Consider the following 17,480-nt stretch of genomic DNA (forward strand, 5'->3'; position numbering starts at 1 on the left):
CGTCAGCCGAACAGCACCGCGGGGTTCAGGTAGCCGGTGGGGTCGAAGGCCGCCTTGACCGCCCGCATCGCCGCGATGTCGGCGTCGGTGCGCGACATCGACACGTAGTCCCGCTTGCGGGTGCCCACCCCGTGTTCGGAGCTGACGTTGCCGTCGTGGCGGGCGATCAGAGCCATCATCGCGGTGTAGAGCGCGTGCTCGCGGTCGCCGGTCAGCGTGCACCGCACGATGTTGAGGTGCAGATTGCCCTCGCCCACGTGCCCGAACAGCACCGGGATGGCATCCGGGGCGTGCTCGGCGATCAGCTCGGCGGACTCGGCCGCGAACGCGCTGATCGACGAAAGGGGCAGCGAGACATCGAATTTCAATGGCGGACCATAAACGCCGAGCACATCGGCGACGGCCTCGCGCACCTGCCACAGCCGCTGCTGGGCGCCGCCGTCGACCCCGACGGCGGGCTCGCCGCACAGCTCGGCCTCCGACAGCGCCTCGGCGAGCCGGTCGGTCAGGTCGGTCTCCCCGGCCAGCTCGATCAGCAGTTGCCAGGCGCCCTCCACGGGTGCGGCCACCCCGGCGTGCTCGGCGGTCAGGGCGCTGGCCCGAGCGTCGATGAGCTCCAGCGCCGCGATCCCCTCCATGTCGCGGAACAGGCGGGCGGTCGCGATCAGCGCGTCGAGGTCGGCGTAGCCGCAGATGGCGGTGACGCGCTGCCGTGGCGACGGATGCAGACGCAGGTCCAGCCCGGTGATCACCCCGAGTGTGCCCTCGGCGCCGACGAACAGCGACGCCAGGTCGTAGCCGGTGTTGTCGCTGCGTACCTGGCTGTGCCGGTGCACCACCGACCCGTCGGGCAGCACCACGTCGAGGCCGAGCACCTGCTCGCCCATGTTGCCGTAGCAGACCGTGCGCAACCCGCCGGCATTCGTCGACGCCATACCGCCGACCGTCGCCGAGTCGCGGGCGGCCAGGTCCACCCCGAACACCAGTCCCGCCGCCGTCGCGGCGCGCTGCACCTCGGCCAGCGTCACCCCGGCACCGACCTGGACCCGCCGCTCCACCGTGTCGACCTCACCGATCTCACGCAGCCGCTCGGTGGACAGCAGCACGTCATCGTGCTCGGGCACCGTTCCCGCCACCAGCGACGTCCGGCCGCCCTGCACGGTCACGCTGACCCCGGCGTCGCGGCACGCCGTCAGCACCGCCGCGACCTCCTCGGCGGATCCGGGCCGCACCAGCACCGCGGCGCGGCCCCGGTACCGGCCCGTGTAGTCCACGCTGCGGCCGCCGAGCACGTCGGGGTCGGTGCTCACCTGCGAGGCACCCACGATCGCGGCGAGCCGTTCGGTCAGCGCTTCGGTCATGGGGCCGGTGTATCACATGAGCTCAACGACAGGAACGCGCCCAGCTCCACCAGGCGGTCGGGCGTGCCGGGCAGATAGTCGGTCAGCTGCGCCGAGCGCACGATCACCGCCAGGTACTTCGCCCGGCTCACAGCGACGTTCAACCGGTTCCGGTTGAGCAGGAACGCGATTCCGCGGGGCACATCGTCGATCGAGGACGCCGTCATCGACAGGAACACCACCGGGGCCTGCTGGCCCTGGAACTTGTCGACCGTGCCGACCGCCACGTCGGTGAAACCGGCCGCGTCGAGATGGCCGCGCACCAGCACCACCTGCGCGTTGTAGGGCGTGACGACGAGCACGTCGCGCTGGCCGAGCGGGCGGGTGCCGTCCTCGTCGGTCCACGGGGTGCCGAGCAGGCCGCGCAGCGCGGCGACGATCGCCGCGGCCTCCTCGGGGCTGTCCGTGGCGTTGCCCTGGTGCTCGACGGCCAGCGTGCGGACCCCGGGCGCGACGCCGTCGAGCCGGCGCGCGGCGGTCACGTCCACATGGGAGTGCAGCCGGTTGTCGTAGGACAGCCGGGACACCCCGCGGCACACCTCGGGATGCATCCGGTAGGAGCGGTCCAGGAAGTAGCCCCGCTCGGGCGGCAGCGTGTGGTGCCCGTCGACCAGCCACGCCAACGCCGAACCGTCGACCGGTTCGGGGTGGGTGCCCTGGCTCACCTGCGGCAGCTGCTGCGGGTCGCCGAGCAGCAGCAGGTTGCGCGCCGCGCGCGCCACCGCGATCGTGTTGGCGAGGCTGAACTGGCCGGCCTCCTCGACGACCAGCAGGTCCAGCGATTCGGCCGGAACACGACGGCCATTGGCGAAGTCCCATGCGGTACCGCCGATCACGCAGCCCTCGTGGTCGGAGATGAAAGCCGGATAGTCCTTCTCGTCGATGTCCCGCCACGGTGCGTCCGCGGACTTCTTCTTGCCCACCCGCGCGCCGTCGACGCCGGCCCGCAGGATGCCGGCGAACAGGTTCTCCACGACGGCGTGGGCCTGCGCGACCACGCCGATCCGCCAGCCGTGGTCGACCACCAGCGAGGCGATCACCTGCGCGGCGGTGAACGTCTTGCCGGTGCCGGGCGGGCCGTGCACCGCGAGGTACGACGAGTCGAGGTCGAGTAGCGCGGCGGTGATGTCGGCGGCGACGGCGCCGGTGTCGGGCAGCGCGGCGCCGCTGCGGGTGCGCGGCGCTCGGCGCAGCAACAGGTCGGTCATCGCACCGGGGCGCAGCCGGGGCAGGGCGTCGGCGACGTCCTGTGCGGTGGCGGCGATCGATTCGGCCAGCGGCTTGGTGCTGATCGGCGGTCCCGGCGTCAGCGCGAACGGCACCTGGGTGAAGATGTCGCCGTCCTTGGGTTGCCGCTCGACGACGGTCACCTCGGTGGGCGCCTCGACGTTGTCGCACCCCACCACCGACACCACGGCGTAGCCGCGCCGGTCGGGGTCGTCGGACAGGCCCGCGGGCGCGGGCGGGTCGTAGAGCGCGTACATCTCGCGGTCCAGGTCGCCGTTGGCGATCTGGCCTCGAAGAATCAAGCGGCGCTGCGGTTTCCGGGCCCGTGGCGGTTGGTGCCAGTCTTCGGCGATCTCGTGGCCGTCGACGATGAACACGCCACTGCTGTCGGCCCACTCCTCGACCGGGTTGTTGACGCGATCGAAGTGACCCCACCAGAACGGTTTGTCCTCGCGCTTGTGAAAGCCCTTGGCGGCGGCGATCAGTGTGACCGCCGTCTGCTCGGGTGTGCGCGGTTCCACGCCGTCACCGGCGAACCCCAGCAGCCGGCGTTCGACCGCGTCGACCTCCGCCGCGTCGGGTTTCGCGCCGTCGACCGGCACCGGCCCGCGGGGCGGCACCCCGGATTCGATGGCGCGCGCCACCAGCCAGTCCCGCAGCCGGCGGGTCGACCGGCAGTCGTAGCGGTTGTACTCCTCGATCTCCTTGAGCACGGTCGCGGCGTCGTCGGCGTGGCCGGCGTCGCGCAGCTCGCAGTAGCGCGCGTACTCGGTGATCGACGCGGTGGCCGTGGTGACCTCACCGTCGCGCAGCTCGTTGCCCATGTAGAGCGGCTCGAGCGACTTGATGCTGTAGTTCTCGGTGCCCACGCGAAGGCTCTTGCGCACCAACGGATACAGGTCGACCAGCACGCCCTCGCGCAGCAGCTCGTCGACGTCGTGCTCGCCGACGCCGTAGCGGCCGGCCAACCGCAGCAGCGTGCTCTTCTCGTATGCCGCGTAGTGGTAGATGTGCATGCCGGGGTGGCGCCGCCGCCGCTTGCGCACCAGGTCCAGGAATGCGACCAGCGCCGCGCGTTCCTCGGCGCGGGAGTGTGCCCACAGCGGGGAGAACTCATCGGCGACGGTCAGTACACCCCACAGGTATTCGAGTCCCCACTTGTATCCGTCGGCGGTCCACAGCGGGTCGCCCTCGAAGTCGAAGAAGAGGTCGCCCCTGTCGGCGTCGGGCAGCACCATCAACGGTTGCGGGTCGACCAGCCGGTAGGGCGGCTTGCCGTCGACCCGGTCGGCGATCTGCAGCCTCGCCTGCGCGGTGAGCGCGCCCACGGTGCGGGGGGAGAGTTCGGCGACCGGGCCCTCGTGGGCGGCCAGGTCGTGCACGGTCGTGATGCCCGCGTCGAACAGCCGCGCCCGCTGGCTGACGCGCATCCCTGCGACCAGCAGCAGATCGTCGCGGGCGCGGACCTCCTGCTCGCATTCGGCGCAGCGGAAACAGGCGCGCACGGACTCGTTCTCCCACGCCACCGGCGCGTCGCCGGCCAGGTGCTCGTCGAGCAGGCGCTGCAACGCGGCACGGCGGGGGCGGTACACCGGCAGCAGTTCGTCGACGGGGTAGCTGACGGTCGCGCCGTCGCCGAGCACGAGGTCCACCTCCGGCGCCACCGGCACCCCGGCCGCGGTGAGGGTGTCGACGTAGGCCGCCAACTGCAGCAGGGCCTCGACCTTCACGGAGCGGGCCAGCTTGGTGTCCCGTAACCGGTAGCGCGGCCCCTGCCCTGGGCTTTCCCCGTTCTCCAGCAGCAGGAAGTCGGCGAAACCGACGAACCGACCGTCGAACATCGCGGCCTGGAAGATCACCGGCGCCCTGCGCTCGATCGCGCGCAGCGTCTGGTCGGCCGCCGCGGTCAGCCCCGCGATCGTGTAGTCCGGCCGGCCGATGACGGTGACCTCGCTGTCGCGGCGCAGCGCGTCGAGGTGCCGCTGCTCGTGCTCGTCGCCGAGTTGCGATGTCCGAGCCAGCAATTCGTCATCACCGGACACTGCGGGGCCGCGGCCGAGCTTGACATCGAACGACCGCAGCAGCGCGTACTCGCAGCGAGCGGCCGCGGCGAGGTCGGAGGCGCTGTAGACCACTCGGCCCTCGATGACGAACACGTCGCCACTGTAAGGCAGAGGTCCGACGCCCCCACCCCGCCGCGGAAGTGGGGGGCACGTCCCGCTTGCGGAAGCGCATTCCCTGGTCGCTGCAGGGCGAGAATCACAGCCCGGAATGCGCTTCCGCGTGGGAAGTGGCTCAGCGTGGGGGGCTCAGCCTGGCAGGTCTACCGCTGTCCGTAGCCCTGCTGCGGGTAGTCGCCGTACCCCGGAGGCGGGGGCTGCTGCTGATAGCCGGGAGACGGGTAGGAACCGGTCCCCGGGTTCGGGTAGGGCTGGCCGGGCATCGTCGGCGTTGGTGCGGCGTGCGAGCCCGTGGGCGCTGCACTGTAGGCCGGGATCTGCTGCGTCGGCGCCGATGTGGACTGCTTGCGCCGGTTCAGATGCTCCCGCATGTTGCGCCCCTCGTCCTCGGCGCGGCTGAGGTAGTCCTCCCAGCGCTGCTGCATCGGCTTGATCAGGCCACCGCCCACGCCGACCACCAGGATGCCGCCGATCGTGCCGAGGATGGCGACGAGCACCGGCAGCGTGACGGTCAACGCGATGCCGACCTGGTTGAGGGCTGCGATGATGCCCAATCCGAGGATGAAGACGCTCGCGATGTTGGCCAGCATGCGGCCGTAGGACAGGCCGCCGAGCGCATTGGACACGATGTCGCGCACGGCCGCGGCGATCGCCGCAGCGACGACGACGATGATCAGTGCCACCACGAGCCTCGGAAGGAACGCGATGACTCCCGTCAGCAGCGCGCTCACCGGATTCGGCCCGAACACACCGAACGCCAGCTGCAGCACGAACAACAGCAGGGCGTAGTAGACGAGCTTGCTGACGATCGTCGAGGCGTCGTAATTGCTGTTCTGCAGCGCACGGCGAATCCCGCCCCGCTCGACCGCCCTGTCGAACCCGACCCGCTCGAGGATCTTGTCGACGGCTTTGCCGATCAGCTTGGCCACGATCACCCCGATGATCAGGATGACCAGGAACATCACGAGCTTCGGCGCGAAGGTGGCGACGGAGCGCCACATGTCCCGTAGTGCATCTTCCATGGTCGTACTCCTCAGAGTCACCCCCGACCGCTATTGACACTCGCGTCGATACCCGCGCTGCCGGTGACCAAACGCGGCGGGTCAGCGCGGAGTGTTGCCGATCAGCTCGACCCCGCTGCCGTTCCAGCGGAACTTCACGATGCTGTCGAGGCCGGGCACGCCGTTGGAGTACTTCAGCGCCACGGTGTCACCGGTGGTGCCCACGCTGTCGAGTCCGTTGAAGCCGTAGGTGTCGGGCACGCCGGTGGGGATGAACTTGCCGCGGTGGAACATCAGCGCGCGGGTGTTCGGGTTCTCCGAGTTCGTGTTCGCCTTGACGATCACCGCCGACAACTGGGCGCACTCGTTGTAGTTGCCCGCTACCGGCGCGGGGCTCCACGGCTGGTTGCTGCGCGGGTCGCGGGGCAGTTCGGAGACCGCTCTGGCGATCTCGGGTGCGGCCAGGTCCGTGGCGCACGGGTCCTCGCCGGCCGTGGGGCCCGGGGGCGGCCCGAGAGGCGGTGGCGCTGCGGGAGCGGGAGCCGCGGGCGGTGGCGCCGCCGTCGGTCCGGGGGTCTTCGACACCGTCGAGTCTCCGGAGCCGCAGCCCGCGAGAACGAGCGCGGCGGCGCCGACGACCGCTGCCCATTTCACAAGTCGCGACCGTACCGTCCCCACCCCGGGGCTGGCCAACAGGCGCGCGGTGCGGTAGGGCGCCCGAAGGGCACTAGACTGCCACCACGATGACCTCCTCCGATACGGCCCCGGACACCGTGGATCTGCCTGGTGACACGACCTTTGCCGACCTGCAGATCCACCCGTCGGTGCTGCAGGCCGTCAAGGACGTCGGCTATGAGTCGCCCTCACCCATTCAGGCGGCGACGATCCCGGCGATGCTGGCCGGCTCCGACGTCGTCGGTCTGGCACAGACCGGCACCGGCAAGACCGCGGCGTTCGCGATCCCGATCCTCAGCAAGATCGACACCTCCAGCCGCACCACGCAGGCGCTGGTGCTCGCCCCGACCCGGGAACTGGCTCTACAGGTCGCCGAGGCGTTCAGTCGGTACGGCGCGCACCTGAACGTCAACGTGCTGCCCGTGTACGGCGGCAGTTCCTACGGCCCGCAGCTGGCGGGGCTGCGACGCGGCGCCCACATCGTGGTCGGGACGCCGGGCCGGGTGATCGACCACCTGGAGAAGGGCACGCTGGACGTCAGCCACCTCGACTACATGGTGCTCGACGAGGCCGACGAGATGCTGCAGATGGGTTTCGCCGAGGACGTCGAGCGCATCCTGGCCGACACCCCGGAGTACAAGCAGGTCGCGTTGTTCTCCGCGACGATGCCGCCGGCGATCAAGAAGATCACCGCCAAGTACCTGCATGATCCGGTCGAGGTGACGGTCAAGTCGAAGACCCAGACCGCCGAGAACATCACCCAGCGCTACATCCAGGTGTCGTACCCCCGGAAGATGGACGCGCTGACCCGGCTGCTGGAGGTCGAGCAGGGCGACGCGATGATCGTGTTCGTCCGTACCAAGCAGGCCACCGAGGAGGTCGCCGAGAAACTCAAGGCGCGCGGGTTCGCGGCGGCGGCCATCAACGGCGACATCCCGCAGGCCGTGCGTGAGCGCACCATCAACGCGCTCAAGGACGGCTCGATCGACATCCTGGTCGCCACCGACGTGGCGGCCCGCGGCCTGGATGTCGAACGCATCTCCCACGTGGTGAACTTCGACATCCCGCACGACCCGGAGTCGTACGTGCACCGGATCGGACGCACCGGGCGCGCCGGTCGGTCGGGTACGGCGCTGCTGTTCGTGACGCCACGTGAGCGCCATCTGCTCGGCGCGATCGAGCGGGTGACGCGGCAGAAGCTCGTCGAATCCGATCTGCCGTCGGTGGATGACGTGAACGAGCGGCGCGTGCAGAAGTTCACCGACTCGATCACCGAGGCGCTGGCGGCGCCGGGCATCGAGTTGTTCCGCAAGCTGATCGAGGGCTACGCACGCGACCACGACGTGCCGATGGCCGACATCGCCGCCGCGCTGGCGCTGCAGAGCCGCGACGGCGAAGAGTTCCTGATGACCGAGCCGCCGCCGGAGAAGCGCCGCGAGAAGCGCGACCGGCCGGACCGGCCCGACCGTGACGATCGCGGTCCGCGCAAGCCCCGAGAGCGCCGCAGTGATCTGGCGACTTACCGGATCGCGGTCGGCAAGAAGCACAAGGTGGCGCCCGGCGCGATCGTGGGCGCGATCGCCAACGAGGGTGGCCTGCACCGCAGCGACTTCGGCCATATCGCGATCAAGCTGGACTACTCGCTGGTGGAATTGCCGGCCAAGTTGTCCAGGGAGACGCTGAAGAAGCTGGAGAACACCCGAATCCAGGGCCAGCTGATCCACCTCGAACCCGATCGCGGGCCGAAGGCACGCCGCACCTCGCCCTAGCGCCCCATGACGCTGTCCCGAGACGCCGACGCCCAGGGCGGTCTGGAGTCGGTCACGGCGACCGGCCGGGTCGACTCGCTGACCGGAATCCGCGCGGTTGCGGCACTGCTGGTCGTGCTCACTCACGCCGCGTACACCACCGGCAGGTACGGGCAGGGCTACGTCGGGCTGGTGTTCTCCCGGATGGAGATCGGCGTGCCGATCTTCTTCGTGCTGTCCGGGTTCCTGCTTTTCGGACCCTGGGTGAACGCCTGCGCCGCCGGCACGCCGGCGCCGTCGGTGCGCCGCTACGCGTGGCACCGGGTGCGGCGCATCATGCCGGCCTACGTCGTCACCGTCGTCGCGGCCTACCTCGTCTATCACTTCCGCACGGCCGGGCCGAACCCCGGACACACCTGGGAGGGGCTGGCGCGCAACCTGACCCTGACCCAGATCTACACCGACAACTATCTGTATTCCTTTCTGCACCAAGGTCTTACGCAGATGTGGAGCCTCGCCGTCGAGGCGGCGTTCTACGTGGCCCTGCCGGCGATGGCGTACCTGCTGCTCGTCGTGCTGTGCCGGCGGCGCTGGCGGCCGGGTCTGCTGCTGGCCGGGCTCGCGGCTGCGTCGTTGATCTCCCCGGCCTGGTTGACGCTGGTGCACACCACCGACTTCCTGCCCGACGGCGCCCGGCTGTGGTTGCCCGGATACCTCGCGTGGTTCATCGGCGGAATGGTGCTCGCGGTGCTGGTGCCGCTGCGAGTGCGCGCCTACGCCCTGGTCTGTCTGCCGGTCGTCGTCGTCAGCTATCTCATCGTGTCGACGCCGATCGGGGGCGAACCGACGACGTCCCCGGCGCTGCTGTGGGAGGCGTTGGCCAAGACGGTGTTCTACGCGGTGATCGCGACGCTGATGGTGGCTCCGTTGGCGCTGGGAACGCAGGACGGGCTCTACGCCCGCCTGATGGCGAGCAGGCCGATGGTGTTCCTCGGCGAGATCTCCTACGAGATCTTCCTGATCCACCTGGTCACGATGGAGCTGGTGATGGTCGAGGTCCTGCACTATCCGATCTACAACGGCTCGGTGTGGCTGCTTTTCGTCGGCACGCTGGTGGTCACCGTTCCGTTGGCGTGGCTGCTGCACCGTTGCACCCGCGTGCGACCCACGGTCCGTTCGAGCTAGGCGCAGGCTTACAGGGTGGCCTGACCGGCTTCGCGGGCCGGCAGCACGATCGGCACGACGAACTCTTCGAGCATGCTGCGCTCGTCGGCCTCGTCGTGTCCGGGGAAGACGAGCAGGGAGGTCATCACGCGCACCAGCCAGCGGGCCCGGTGCTCGATGGTGTGCGGTTCGTCGGGTCCAAGCGAGATGACGAACGCCTCGGTGAGGGCCTTGATCACCTCCGACTGTTCGGCCATATCGCCGCCGATGGGCCGTTGCGTCGTCGCGAACCAGGACGCCAGCGCGGGGCTGTTGCGGACGTTGCGCAACGAGGAGATCAGGCCCTCGATGAGCCGTTCCCGCGGGTCGACGATCGACATGATCTGCTCGGTCATCTCGCGGTAGAGGCGGTAGCTCTCGCGGTGCACGTACGCGGTGTAGAGCGCATCCCGGTTCTCGAAGTAGCGGTACAGCGTCGCGCGGGAACACCCGGCGGCCGAGGCGATCTCGTTCATGCCGACGGTGGCGGCCTCCTTGTGGACGAACAGCTCGCCCGCCGCGTCCAGGATGCGGTCGGCGGCGACCTCGGTGCGGCGCGAGGCCAGCCAGTCCCCGGCCATCAGCTCGTCACCGTGAACGGCACCGACAGCGGGCGGCGCACGTAACTGCCTCCGGCCCATACGATCCCGGCTTCGTCCACTTCGAAATCCGGTATGCGGGTGAGCAGTTCGTGCAGGGCTACCCGCGACTGCATCCGAGCGGCCGCCGAGCCCAGGCAGAAATGCGCGCCGTGACTGAACGTGAGGATGTTGCGGGGGTGGCGGTTCACGTCGAGTTCACCCGCGTTGGAGCCGTATTCGCGTTCGTCACGGTTGGCCGAGCCGTACAGGAAGAGCACCTTGCGGCCCTCGGGGATGGTGCGCTCACCGATCGTGACGTCGCGGGTGGTCGTGCGTGCGAGGCCCTGCACGGGCGAGGTGAGGCGCAGGAACTCGTCGACGGCGTCGGGGATCAGGCCCGGATCGGCGGTGAGCAGCCTGCGTTGGTCGGGGCGCTGGTGCAGCAGTTGCATGGAGCCGCCGAGCATGCCGGTGGTGGTGTCGTTGCCGCCGGTGACCATGGTGAACGTGAACGCGAGAATGGACAGCACGCCGGCGATGTCGCCGTCGGCGCCGACGCCTGCTGCCACCAGGTGCGAGACGGTGTCGTCGGCCGGGTCGGTGCGACGCCGCTCGATCAGCGCGGTGAAGTAGGCCATCATGTCGCCGAGCGCGTCACCGAGGCTGCCCAGCGCGCCGGCCACCCCGCCTTCGGTGGTGTTGGCGGCGACGATCGCCTCGGTCCACCCGTCGAACTGGCCGCGGTCGGCTTCGGGGACGCCGAGGTAGTGCGCCACGACCATCGACGGGAGCGGCTTGAACAACTCCGCGACGATGTCCCCGCCGCCCTGCGCGCGCAACCTCTCGATGCGCTCGACGACGAACTCGCGGACTTTCGGCTCGACCGCCTCGACCTGGCGGGGCGTGAAACCCCGCGACACCAGCTTGCGGAACTCGGTGTGCACGGGCGGGTCCTGCATGACCATCGGTGGGTTGTCGGCGAGCCCGATCATCTCGAGTTCCCCGTAGTTGACGGTCAGGCCCTGCGCGGAGGAGAACGTCTGGTGGTCGCGGGCGGCCGCCCAGATGTCGGCGTGCCGCGACAGCACGTAGTAGTCGTGATCAGGCCTGTCGTCGGGTACCACGTGATGGACAGGGTCGTGGTCGCGCAGCGCGCGGTACATGTCCCAGGGCGCCGGCCAGGTGGTCGCGGTGGCGAGCTGGAAGCGCGCGGGCGAGCCCTGAGACAGAATCGCGGTCATGTCTTATGAGTACGACAGATGCCACATCTGTGTCAAGAGTCAGATGGCCGCACCGGGGTTCAGGATGCCGTCCGGGTCGAGCGCAGCCTTGATCCGCCGGTTGAGCTCCATGACCTCGGGGCCGAGCTGACCGGCGAGCCACGGCCGCTTGAGCCGGCCGACACCGTGTTCGCCGGTGATCGTGCCGCCCAGCCCGACGGCGAGGTCCATGATCTCCCCGAATGCCTGCTGGGCGCGCTTCTCCATCTCCGCGTCGGCGGGGTCGAACACGATCAGCGGGTGGGTGTTGCCGTCGCCGGCATGGGCGATGACCGAGATCAGCAGGTTGTGGTTGGCGGCGATCTTCTCGACGCCGGCCACCAGTTCGGCCAGCGCGGGCAGCGGCACACCGACGTCCTCGAGCAGCAGCGAGCCCCTGGCCTCCACAGCGGGAATCGCGAAGCGGCGGGCCGCGACGAACGCCTCACCCTCCTCGGGATCCGAGGTCGAGAACACCTCCTTGGCGCCGTGCTCGGTGAACACCCCGGCCATGTACTCGGCATCCTGCGCACCCGACGGTCCGCGGTCGTCGCTGGCGGCGACCATCATCGCCGCGGCGTCGCGGTCCAGACCCATCCGCAGTTTGTCCTCCACCGCGTTGATGGCCGCGGCGTCCATGAACTCCAGCATCGAGGGCCGGATCTTTCCTGTGATCGTCACGACGGCGTTGGCGGCGGCCTCGACGGAGTCGAACGTCGCGACCACCGTGCAGGCCCCGTGCTGGGCGGGCAACAGCTTCAAGGTGACCTCGGTGACCACCCCGAGGGTGCCCTCACTGCCGACAAACAACTTCGTCAACGACAGTCCCGCAACGTCTTTCAGGCGGGGGCCGCCCAGGCGCACCGCGGTGCCGTCGGCCAGCACCACTTGCATGCCCAGCACGTAGTCGGTGGTGACGCCGTACTTGACGCAGCACAGCCCGCCCGCATTGGTGGCGACGTTGCCGCCGATGCTGCAGATCTCATAGGACGACGGATCCGGCGGGTACCAGAGCCCGTACTCGGCGACCGCTTTCTTGACCTCGGCGTTCAGCAGGCCCGGTTGCGCGACGGCGGTGCGGGTGACCGGGTCGACGGAGATGTCGCGCATCTTCTCGGTGGACAGCACGATTCCGCCGTTGAGTGCGGTGGCGCCGCCGGACAGTCCGGTGCCCATGCCGCGCGGAACGACGGCGATGCGGTGCGCGCTGGCCCACCGCAGCACCGCCTGGACCTCCTCGGTGCGGCGCGGACGTACGACGGCCATCGGGGTGCCTGCGCCCGGATCGGCCGCGCGGTCATGCCGGTAGGACTCGAGGATGTCGGGGTCGGTGACGACGGTGCCGTCGGGAAGCGCGGAGATCAGTTCAGCGAGCACGTCGGAGGCCACCTGTCGATGCTAGAAGAGTCACGGGACCATCCAGGACAGCACGGAGGCCTGCAGTCCGGACAGGATGCACATCAGGGCCAGGAAGCCGAGGCTCCACAGCACCACTCGCCGGAAGATGTCGCCCTCCTTGCCGTTCAGTCCGACCGCCGCGGCGGCGATCGCGAGGTTCTGCGGGGAGACCATCTTGCCCAGCACACCGCCGGAGCTGTTCGACGCGGCCATCAGCACCTCCGAGAGCCCCGCCTGGTTGGCCGCGGTCACCTGCAGCGCACCGAACAGCGAGTTCGCCGACGTGTCCGAGCCGGTGACCGCGACACCGAGCCACCCCAGGATCGGGGACAGCAATGCGAACGCGCCGCCCGCACCCGCCATCCAGGTGCCGAGCGTGATCGTCTGGCCCGACATGTTCATCACGAACGCCAGTGCGAGGACTGCCATCACGGTGAGGATGGCCCAGCGGAGCTGGTGCAGCGTCGCCCCGTAGGCCTTCAGCGCGCGCGGCACGGAGAGTCGCAGCGCCACCATGGTGAGAACGCCGGCGACGAGCATCTGGGTGCCCGGCGTGGTGAGCAGGTTGAGGGTGAACTTGGTCAACGAGGACGGGTCGCCGTCGGCGTCGACGACGTTCAGACCGGGCCACCTGAACGCGACCGTCGCACCGTCGAGGAGGTGCTTGACCGCGGGGATCTGACACACCACGAAGACCGCGATGATGATGCCGTAGGGCGCGTAGGCGCGGACCACGTCGGCCCGCGTGTCGTGCTCCTCCTCCGCCACGCGGCCGGTGCGCGCGGCGAACTCGGGTGTCGGTTCGTCGGCCGCGCCGCCGGCGACGACCGCGGGGTGCACGGCGGGGGAGCGTCGCGGCTGCCAGACACGGATCAGCCCGACCACCGCGGCCGCGGAGAGCAGAGAGGCCACCACGTCCGCCAGCGGTACGGACAGGAAGTTCGAGGTCGCGTACTGCGCGACGGCGAACACGATGCCGCAGACCAGCGCCGCGGGCCAGGTGTCGCGCACACCGCGGCGGCCGTCGACGATCAGCACCAGGACCAACGGCACGAACAGCGCGAGGATCGGGGTTTGCCTGCCGACCATCGCGCCGAGGGTGTCGGCGGGCAGCTCGGTGACCCGGCCCAGCGTGATGATCGGGGTGGCCATCGCACCGAACGCCACCGGTGCGGTGTTCGCGACCAGGGCGAGCACCGCCGCCTTGAGCGGCCGGAATCCCAGCGCCATCAACATCACCGACGTCACCGCCACCGGCGTGCCGAAGCCGGCGAGGGCCTCGAGCAGTGCGCCGAAGGAGAACGCGATGATGACGGCCTGGATGCGCTGATCGTCGCTGACGGAACTGAACGACCGCCGCAGGACGTCGAAATGTCCTGTCTCGACGGTCATCTGGTACACCCAGATGGCGTTGATGACGATCCACAGGATCGGGAAGAAGCCGAACGCGGCACCCTCCGTGCCGGCCAGCAGGGTCTGCCCGACGGGCATGCCGTACACGGCCACGGCGATCACGATGCTGACGGCAAGCGAGATCAGTGACGCCACCCAGGCCGTCATCTTCACCGCCCCGAGCAGGACGAACAGCAGCAGTAGGGGCACGGCGGCCACCGCCGCGCTGAGTGCGAGAGAACCTCCGACAGGATCGAGAACTTGCTGGTACACGGCTCACCTCGATTGTGGCGCTGGTCACATCCAGTCGAGGGCTACCCAAGCCGGGGGGTGCTCTAACCCTGCGGTTGGCCGGGCAGATCCAAACTGGCCGGCTCCTCAACGCGGCTCGTTCCTCGCCGCTAGATCGTCGCCGGCAGATCCAAACTGGCCGGCTCCTCAACGCGGCTCGTTCCTCGCCGCTAGATCGTCGCCGGCCGATCCAATTCGCGCAGCGCCGGCAGGAACACCGCCGCGACCCCGAGCGCCAGCATCGGCAGCGACAGCGCGAGGAACGTCGCGTGCAGACCGGCGGTGTCGGCCAGCGGCCCGGCCAGGATCAGGCCGAGCGGACCGGCCGCATAGGCCAGCGACCCCATCACCCCGACCACCCGGCCGCGCAGGTGCTGCGGCGCCCGGGTCTGCATGACGTAGTTGTAGATCGGCGCGATCGGGCCGTATACGAACCCCACGACCGCGCACAGCACGAGGATCACCGGCAGCGGCGGCAGGAATGCGATGACCGTCATCGCCACCCCCAGGGTCAGCACCGCGGTCAGCATCACCGTGCGCCGCCGCGTGTACTTCGACATCACCGCGTAGCCCAACGCTCCGATCAGCCCACCGACGCTGAGCGCCATCAACACCCAGCCCAACTGGGCCGGTTCGTTCCGGTCGGTGAAGTACTTGGGAAAAAGGACCGATTCCATCGGCATGTAGAGCCCTGTGGCCGCCAGGTCCACGAACGCGAGGGTGCGCAGCACTTTGTTGTGCCACACAAAGCGCAAGCCTTCGACGATTCCGGCCCACACGCCATCACTCATGGCCGCGGGGTCGGGCGGGCCTGCGCCCTCGAGGCGCAGTGCCGCGATCGCCGCGATCGACAACACGAACGCGGCGGCGGTCACCCACATCGTGTCGATCCCGCCCAGCGTCGCGATGAGCAGACCGCCGATGCCGGGTCCCACGATGTAGGCCAGGTTGAACACGGCCTCGTAAACCGAATTGGCGTGGTCGAGGGTCCAGCCCGCCCGCCCGGCCGCCTCAGGCAGCATCGTCTCCCGCGCCGTCATGCCGGCAGGGTCGAAAAGCGCTCCGAGCGCGGCCAATCCGGCGAGCACCGCGACGTTGACGGCCTGCGCGCCGAACAGCAGGGCCAGCACCGGGACGGCGGCCACCGACAGCGCGGACAGCGCGTCGGAGATCATCGACACCCGGCGCCGGCCCAGGAAGTCGACCGCGGCGCCGGCGATCAGCGTCGCGGCGAGCAGCGGCAGCGTGCCTGCCATCGCGACGATCGACGCGTCCAGCGCGGATCCGGTGCGCTGCAACACCAGCCACGGGAACGCGACGATCGAGATGCCGTTGCCCGCGCCCGCCATCAGCGCGGCGAACAGGATCAGCAGCAGCGGGCCGCGCCGATTCATGGCCGCACGGTAGCAAGGGCCGGGGCGGCTACCACGTCGCCGCGACGTTCGCGGCGATCTGGTCGGCGATCTTGACCGCGGTGTCGGCCGGGTTCGCGCTGCAGGTGTTGACGTCGATGACGATGTTGTTGCGCTGCATCAGCGCCCGTCCGCAGCCCCATCCCGGGGCGGCGGCGTCGCGCTGCATGGCGACGGTGCTCAGCACGTGGTCGGCGTTGCGGATCTCGCCGACCGTCCACTGCGACTGGCTCTGGGTGTGGGTGTACTCATGGCAGGCCGGCCACTGGTTGGCCGACGCGTCGAAGAACTCGGCGGCCTTCTCGAGGTAGGGGAACATCACGACGGCCTGCTTCGAGTAGTGCTTGAAGGCGTCGCCGTCGTTCAGGCTCTGATCGCGCTCGGCGCTGAAGCCGCTGTTGACGTAGACCTGGGCTTCGGCGGCGCCGTCGATGGCGAGGCACTCCGGCGGCGCCATGATCGCGCTGTTGTCCGACATCGCGGACTGCGCCTCGATGACAGCCATCGGCGCCCCCATCGTGGCGGAGATCTGCTCGGGGGCCAGCAGCAGCTTCCCGAGCTCGCGCTCCATCAGTGGACGCGGGATCATGGTCCTGGTCGGCGTCGGTGATTCGGCGTTGCTGATCGTGTCGCCGCACCCGGTCACCAGCACGCAGATTCCCACCACTGCGGCGCTCGCTCGTCGCATCGTTTCCCCACCTCACTTCGCCAGGCCTAGGCGATCCATGGTGAGGCGTAGCGCCCGGCGCGCGGGTGAGGTAAGCGGTGTTTCGTGGTAACGATGAATCGTGCTATCTGGTAACGAACAGGTCGACCGGTGAGGTTGCCGCATCCGCGCACTGGCGCCCTGTTCGACTCCCCGGTGCGCCCGGGTTCCGGATGGCCGGGCGACGCGGCGACCGCGCGCACTGTCGTCGCCGCGACGCCCGCCGAGGTGGCCGCGCTGGCGCAGGCCGCCGCCACCCTCACCCAGCTCGACGCCGAGGTGTCGGTGTGCCGCGCCTGCCCCCGGCTGGTCGCTTGGCGCGAGGAGGTCGCGACGGTGAAGCGCAAGTCCTTCGCCGACCAGCCCTACTGGGGCCGGCCGGCCGCGGGCTTCGGCGCGGAACGGCCGCGGATCCTGGTCGTCGGGCTCGCGCCTGCGGCCAACGGCGCCAACCGCACCGGGCGGGTGTTCACCGGCGACCGGTCGGGCGACTTCCTGTTCGGGTCGCTGCACCGCACCGGTTTGGCCAATCAGCCGACAGCCACCGACAGCGCAGACGGATTGGCGCTCAACGACATCCGAGTGGCTGCGGCGGTCCGCTGTGCGCCGCCGGGTAATGCGCCGACGCCGGCAGAGCGCAGCACCTGCGCGCCGTGGCTGGACGCGGAGTGGCGGCTGGTCGGCGCGCACGCGCGGGTGATCGTCGCGCTCGGCGGCTTCGCATGGCAGGTGGCGCTGGCGATGATCCGCCGGGCCGGCGGTGCGGCGGGCACCCCGGCGCCCAAGTTCGGCCACGGTGTGGCGGCGCCGCTGTCGACGCCGCAGGGGGAGTTGACGCTGTTGGGCTGCTATCACCCCAGCCAGCAGAACACGTTCACCGGCCGGCTGACCCCGGCGATGATGGACGACATCTTCGCCCGGGCGCGCGCGATTTCGGCGTGATAGCCGTCGCTCACCGACGGTAACCACGCCGAAATCGCGCCGATCGGGAACGTCGCGGCGCCCCG

The 17,480-nt window shown here is 69.8% G+C and carries 13 protein-coding genes; 3 read left to right on the forward strand and 10 right to left on the reverse strand.

What is annotated here, in order from left to right:
• Positions 1–2 precede the first annotated feature (2 nt).
• From G6N45_RS11925 to G6N45_RS11940, 4 genes are all read right to left on the reverse strand, one after another.
• Complete coding sequence (locus G6N45_RS11925) at positions 3–1,361, reverse strand: FAD-binding oxidoreductase (RefSeq protein ID WP_163722528.1); 1,359 nt, start codon at positions 1,359–1,361, stop codon at positions 3–5.
• On the reverse strand, positions 1,358–4,783 hold the full coding sequence (locus G6N45_RS11930) for a TM0106 family RecB-like putative nuclease (protein WP_163722529.1): 3,426 nt from the start codon (positions 4,781–4,783) through the stop codon (positions 1,358–1,360). The genes G6N45_RS11925 and G6N45_RS11930 overlap by 4 nt, the downstream gene beginning before the upstream one ends.
• A 167-nt stretch (positions 4,784–4,950) precedes the next feature.
• Positions 4,951–5,829, reverse strand: coding sequence for a mechanosensitive ion channel family protein (locus G6N45_RS11935; RefSeq protein WP_163722530.1), 879 nt, complete (start codon positions 5,827–5,829; stop codon positions 4,951–4,953).
• Positions 5,830–5,910: 81 nt separating this feature from the next.
• On the reverse strand, positions 5,911–6,462 hold the full coding sequence (locus G6N45_RS11940) for an LppP/LprE family lipoprotein (RefSeq protein WP_163722531.1): 552 nt from the start codon (positions 6,460–6,462) through the stop codon (positions 5,911–5,913).
• Between the two features lie 89 nt (positions 6,463–6,551).
• On the opposite strand from G6N45_RS11940, the gene G6N45_RS11945 reads away from it, so the two are divergent.
• Both G6N45_RS11945 and G6N45_RS11950 read left to right on the forward strand, forming a co-directional pair.
• Positions 6,552–8,252, forward strand: a complete 1,701-nt coding sequence (locus G6N45_RS11945; RefSeq protein WP_163722532.1) for a DEAD/DEAH box helicase — start codon at positions 6,552–6,554, stop codon at positions 8,250–8,252.
• Positions 8,253–8,258: 6 nt separating this feature from the next.
• Positions 8,259–9,416 carry an acyltransferase family protein gene (locus G6N45_RS11950; protein WP_163722533.1) on the forward strand — a complete coding sequence of 386 codons (1,158 nt, stop codon included), beginning with the start codon at positions 8,259–8,261 and terminating at the stop codon, positions 9,414–9,416.
• An 8-nt stretch (positions 9,417–9,424) separates the two neighbouring features.
• Here G6N45_RS11950 and G6N45_RS11955 read toward each other — a convergent pair whose 3' ends face one another.
• The 6 genes from G6N45_RS11955 to G6N45_RS11980 all read right to left on the reverse strand — a co-directional run bounded on the left by G6N45_RS11955 (position 9,425) and on the right by G6N45_RS11980 (position 16,455).
• Complete coding sequence (locus G6N45_RS11955) at positions 9,425–10,015, reverse strand: TetR/AcrR family transcriptional regulator (RefSeq protein ID WP_163722534.1); 591 nt, start codon at positions 10,013–10,015, stop codon at positions 9,425–9,427.
• Entirely contained in the window at positions 10,015–11,256 is a 1,242-nt protein-coding gene (locus G6N45_RS11960; protein ID WP_163722535.1) for a cytochrome P450, read from the reverse strand. Before G6N45_RS11960 ends, G6N45_RS11955 begins: the two co-directional genes overlap by 1 nt.
• Before the next feature lie 39 nt (positions 11,257–11,295).
• On the reverse strand, positions 11,296–12,663 hold the full coding sequence (locus G6N45_RS11965) for an FAD-binding oxidoreductase (protein ID WP_163722536.1): 1,368 nt from the start codon (positions 12,661–12,663) through the stop codon (positions 11,296–11,298).
• An 18-nt stretch (positions 12,664–12,681) separates the two neighbouring features.
• A complete protein-coding gene (locus tag G6N45_RS11970; protein ID WP_163722537.1) occupies positions 12,682–14,337 on the reverse strand; it encodes an L-lactate permease in 1,656 nt (551 codons plus the stop codon).
• Between the two features lie 188 nt (positions 14,338–14,525).
• Positions 14,526–15,749, reverse strand: a complete 1,224-nt coding sequence (locus tag G6N45_RS11975; RefSeq protein WP_163722538.1) for a multidrug efflux MFS transporter Tap — start codon at positions 15,747–15,749, stop codon at positions 14,526–14,528.
• A 28-nt stretch (positions 15,750–15,777) separates the two neighbouring features.
• A complete protein-coding gene (locus tag G6N45_RS11980) occupies positions 15,778–16,455 on the reverse strand; it encodes a sensor domain-containing protein (protein ID WP_163722539.1) in 678 nt (225 codons plus the stop codon).
• Between the two features lie 129 nt (positions 16,456–16,584).
• On the opposite strand from G6N45_RS11980, the gene G6N45_RS11985 reads away from it, so the two are divergent.
• Entirely contained in the window at positions 16,585–17,415 is an 831-nt protein-coding gene (locus G6N45_RS11985; protein ID WP_163722540.1) for a uracil-DNA glycosylase, read from the forward strand.
• Positions 17,416–17,480 lie beyond the last annotated feature (65 nt).

The organism is Mycolicibacterium psychrotolerans, assembly GCF_010729305.1.
GTDB classification, from domain to species: Bacteria; Actinomycetota; Actinomycetes; order Mycobacteriales; family Mycobacteriaceae; genus Mycobacterium; species Mycobacterium psychrotolerans.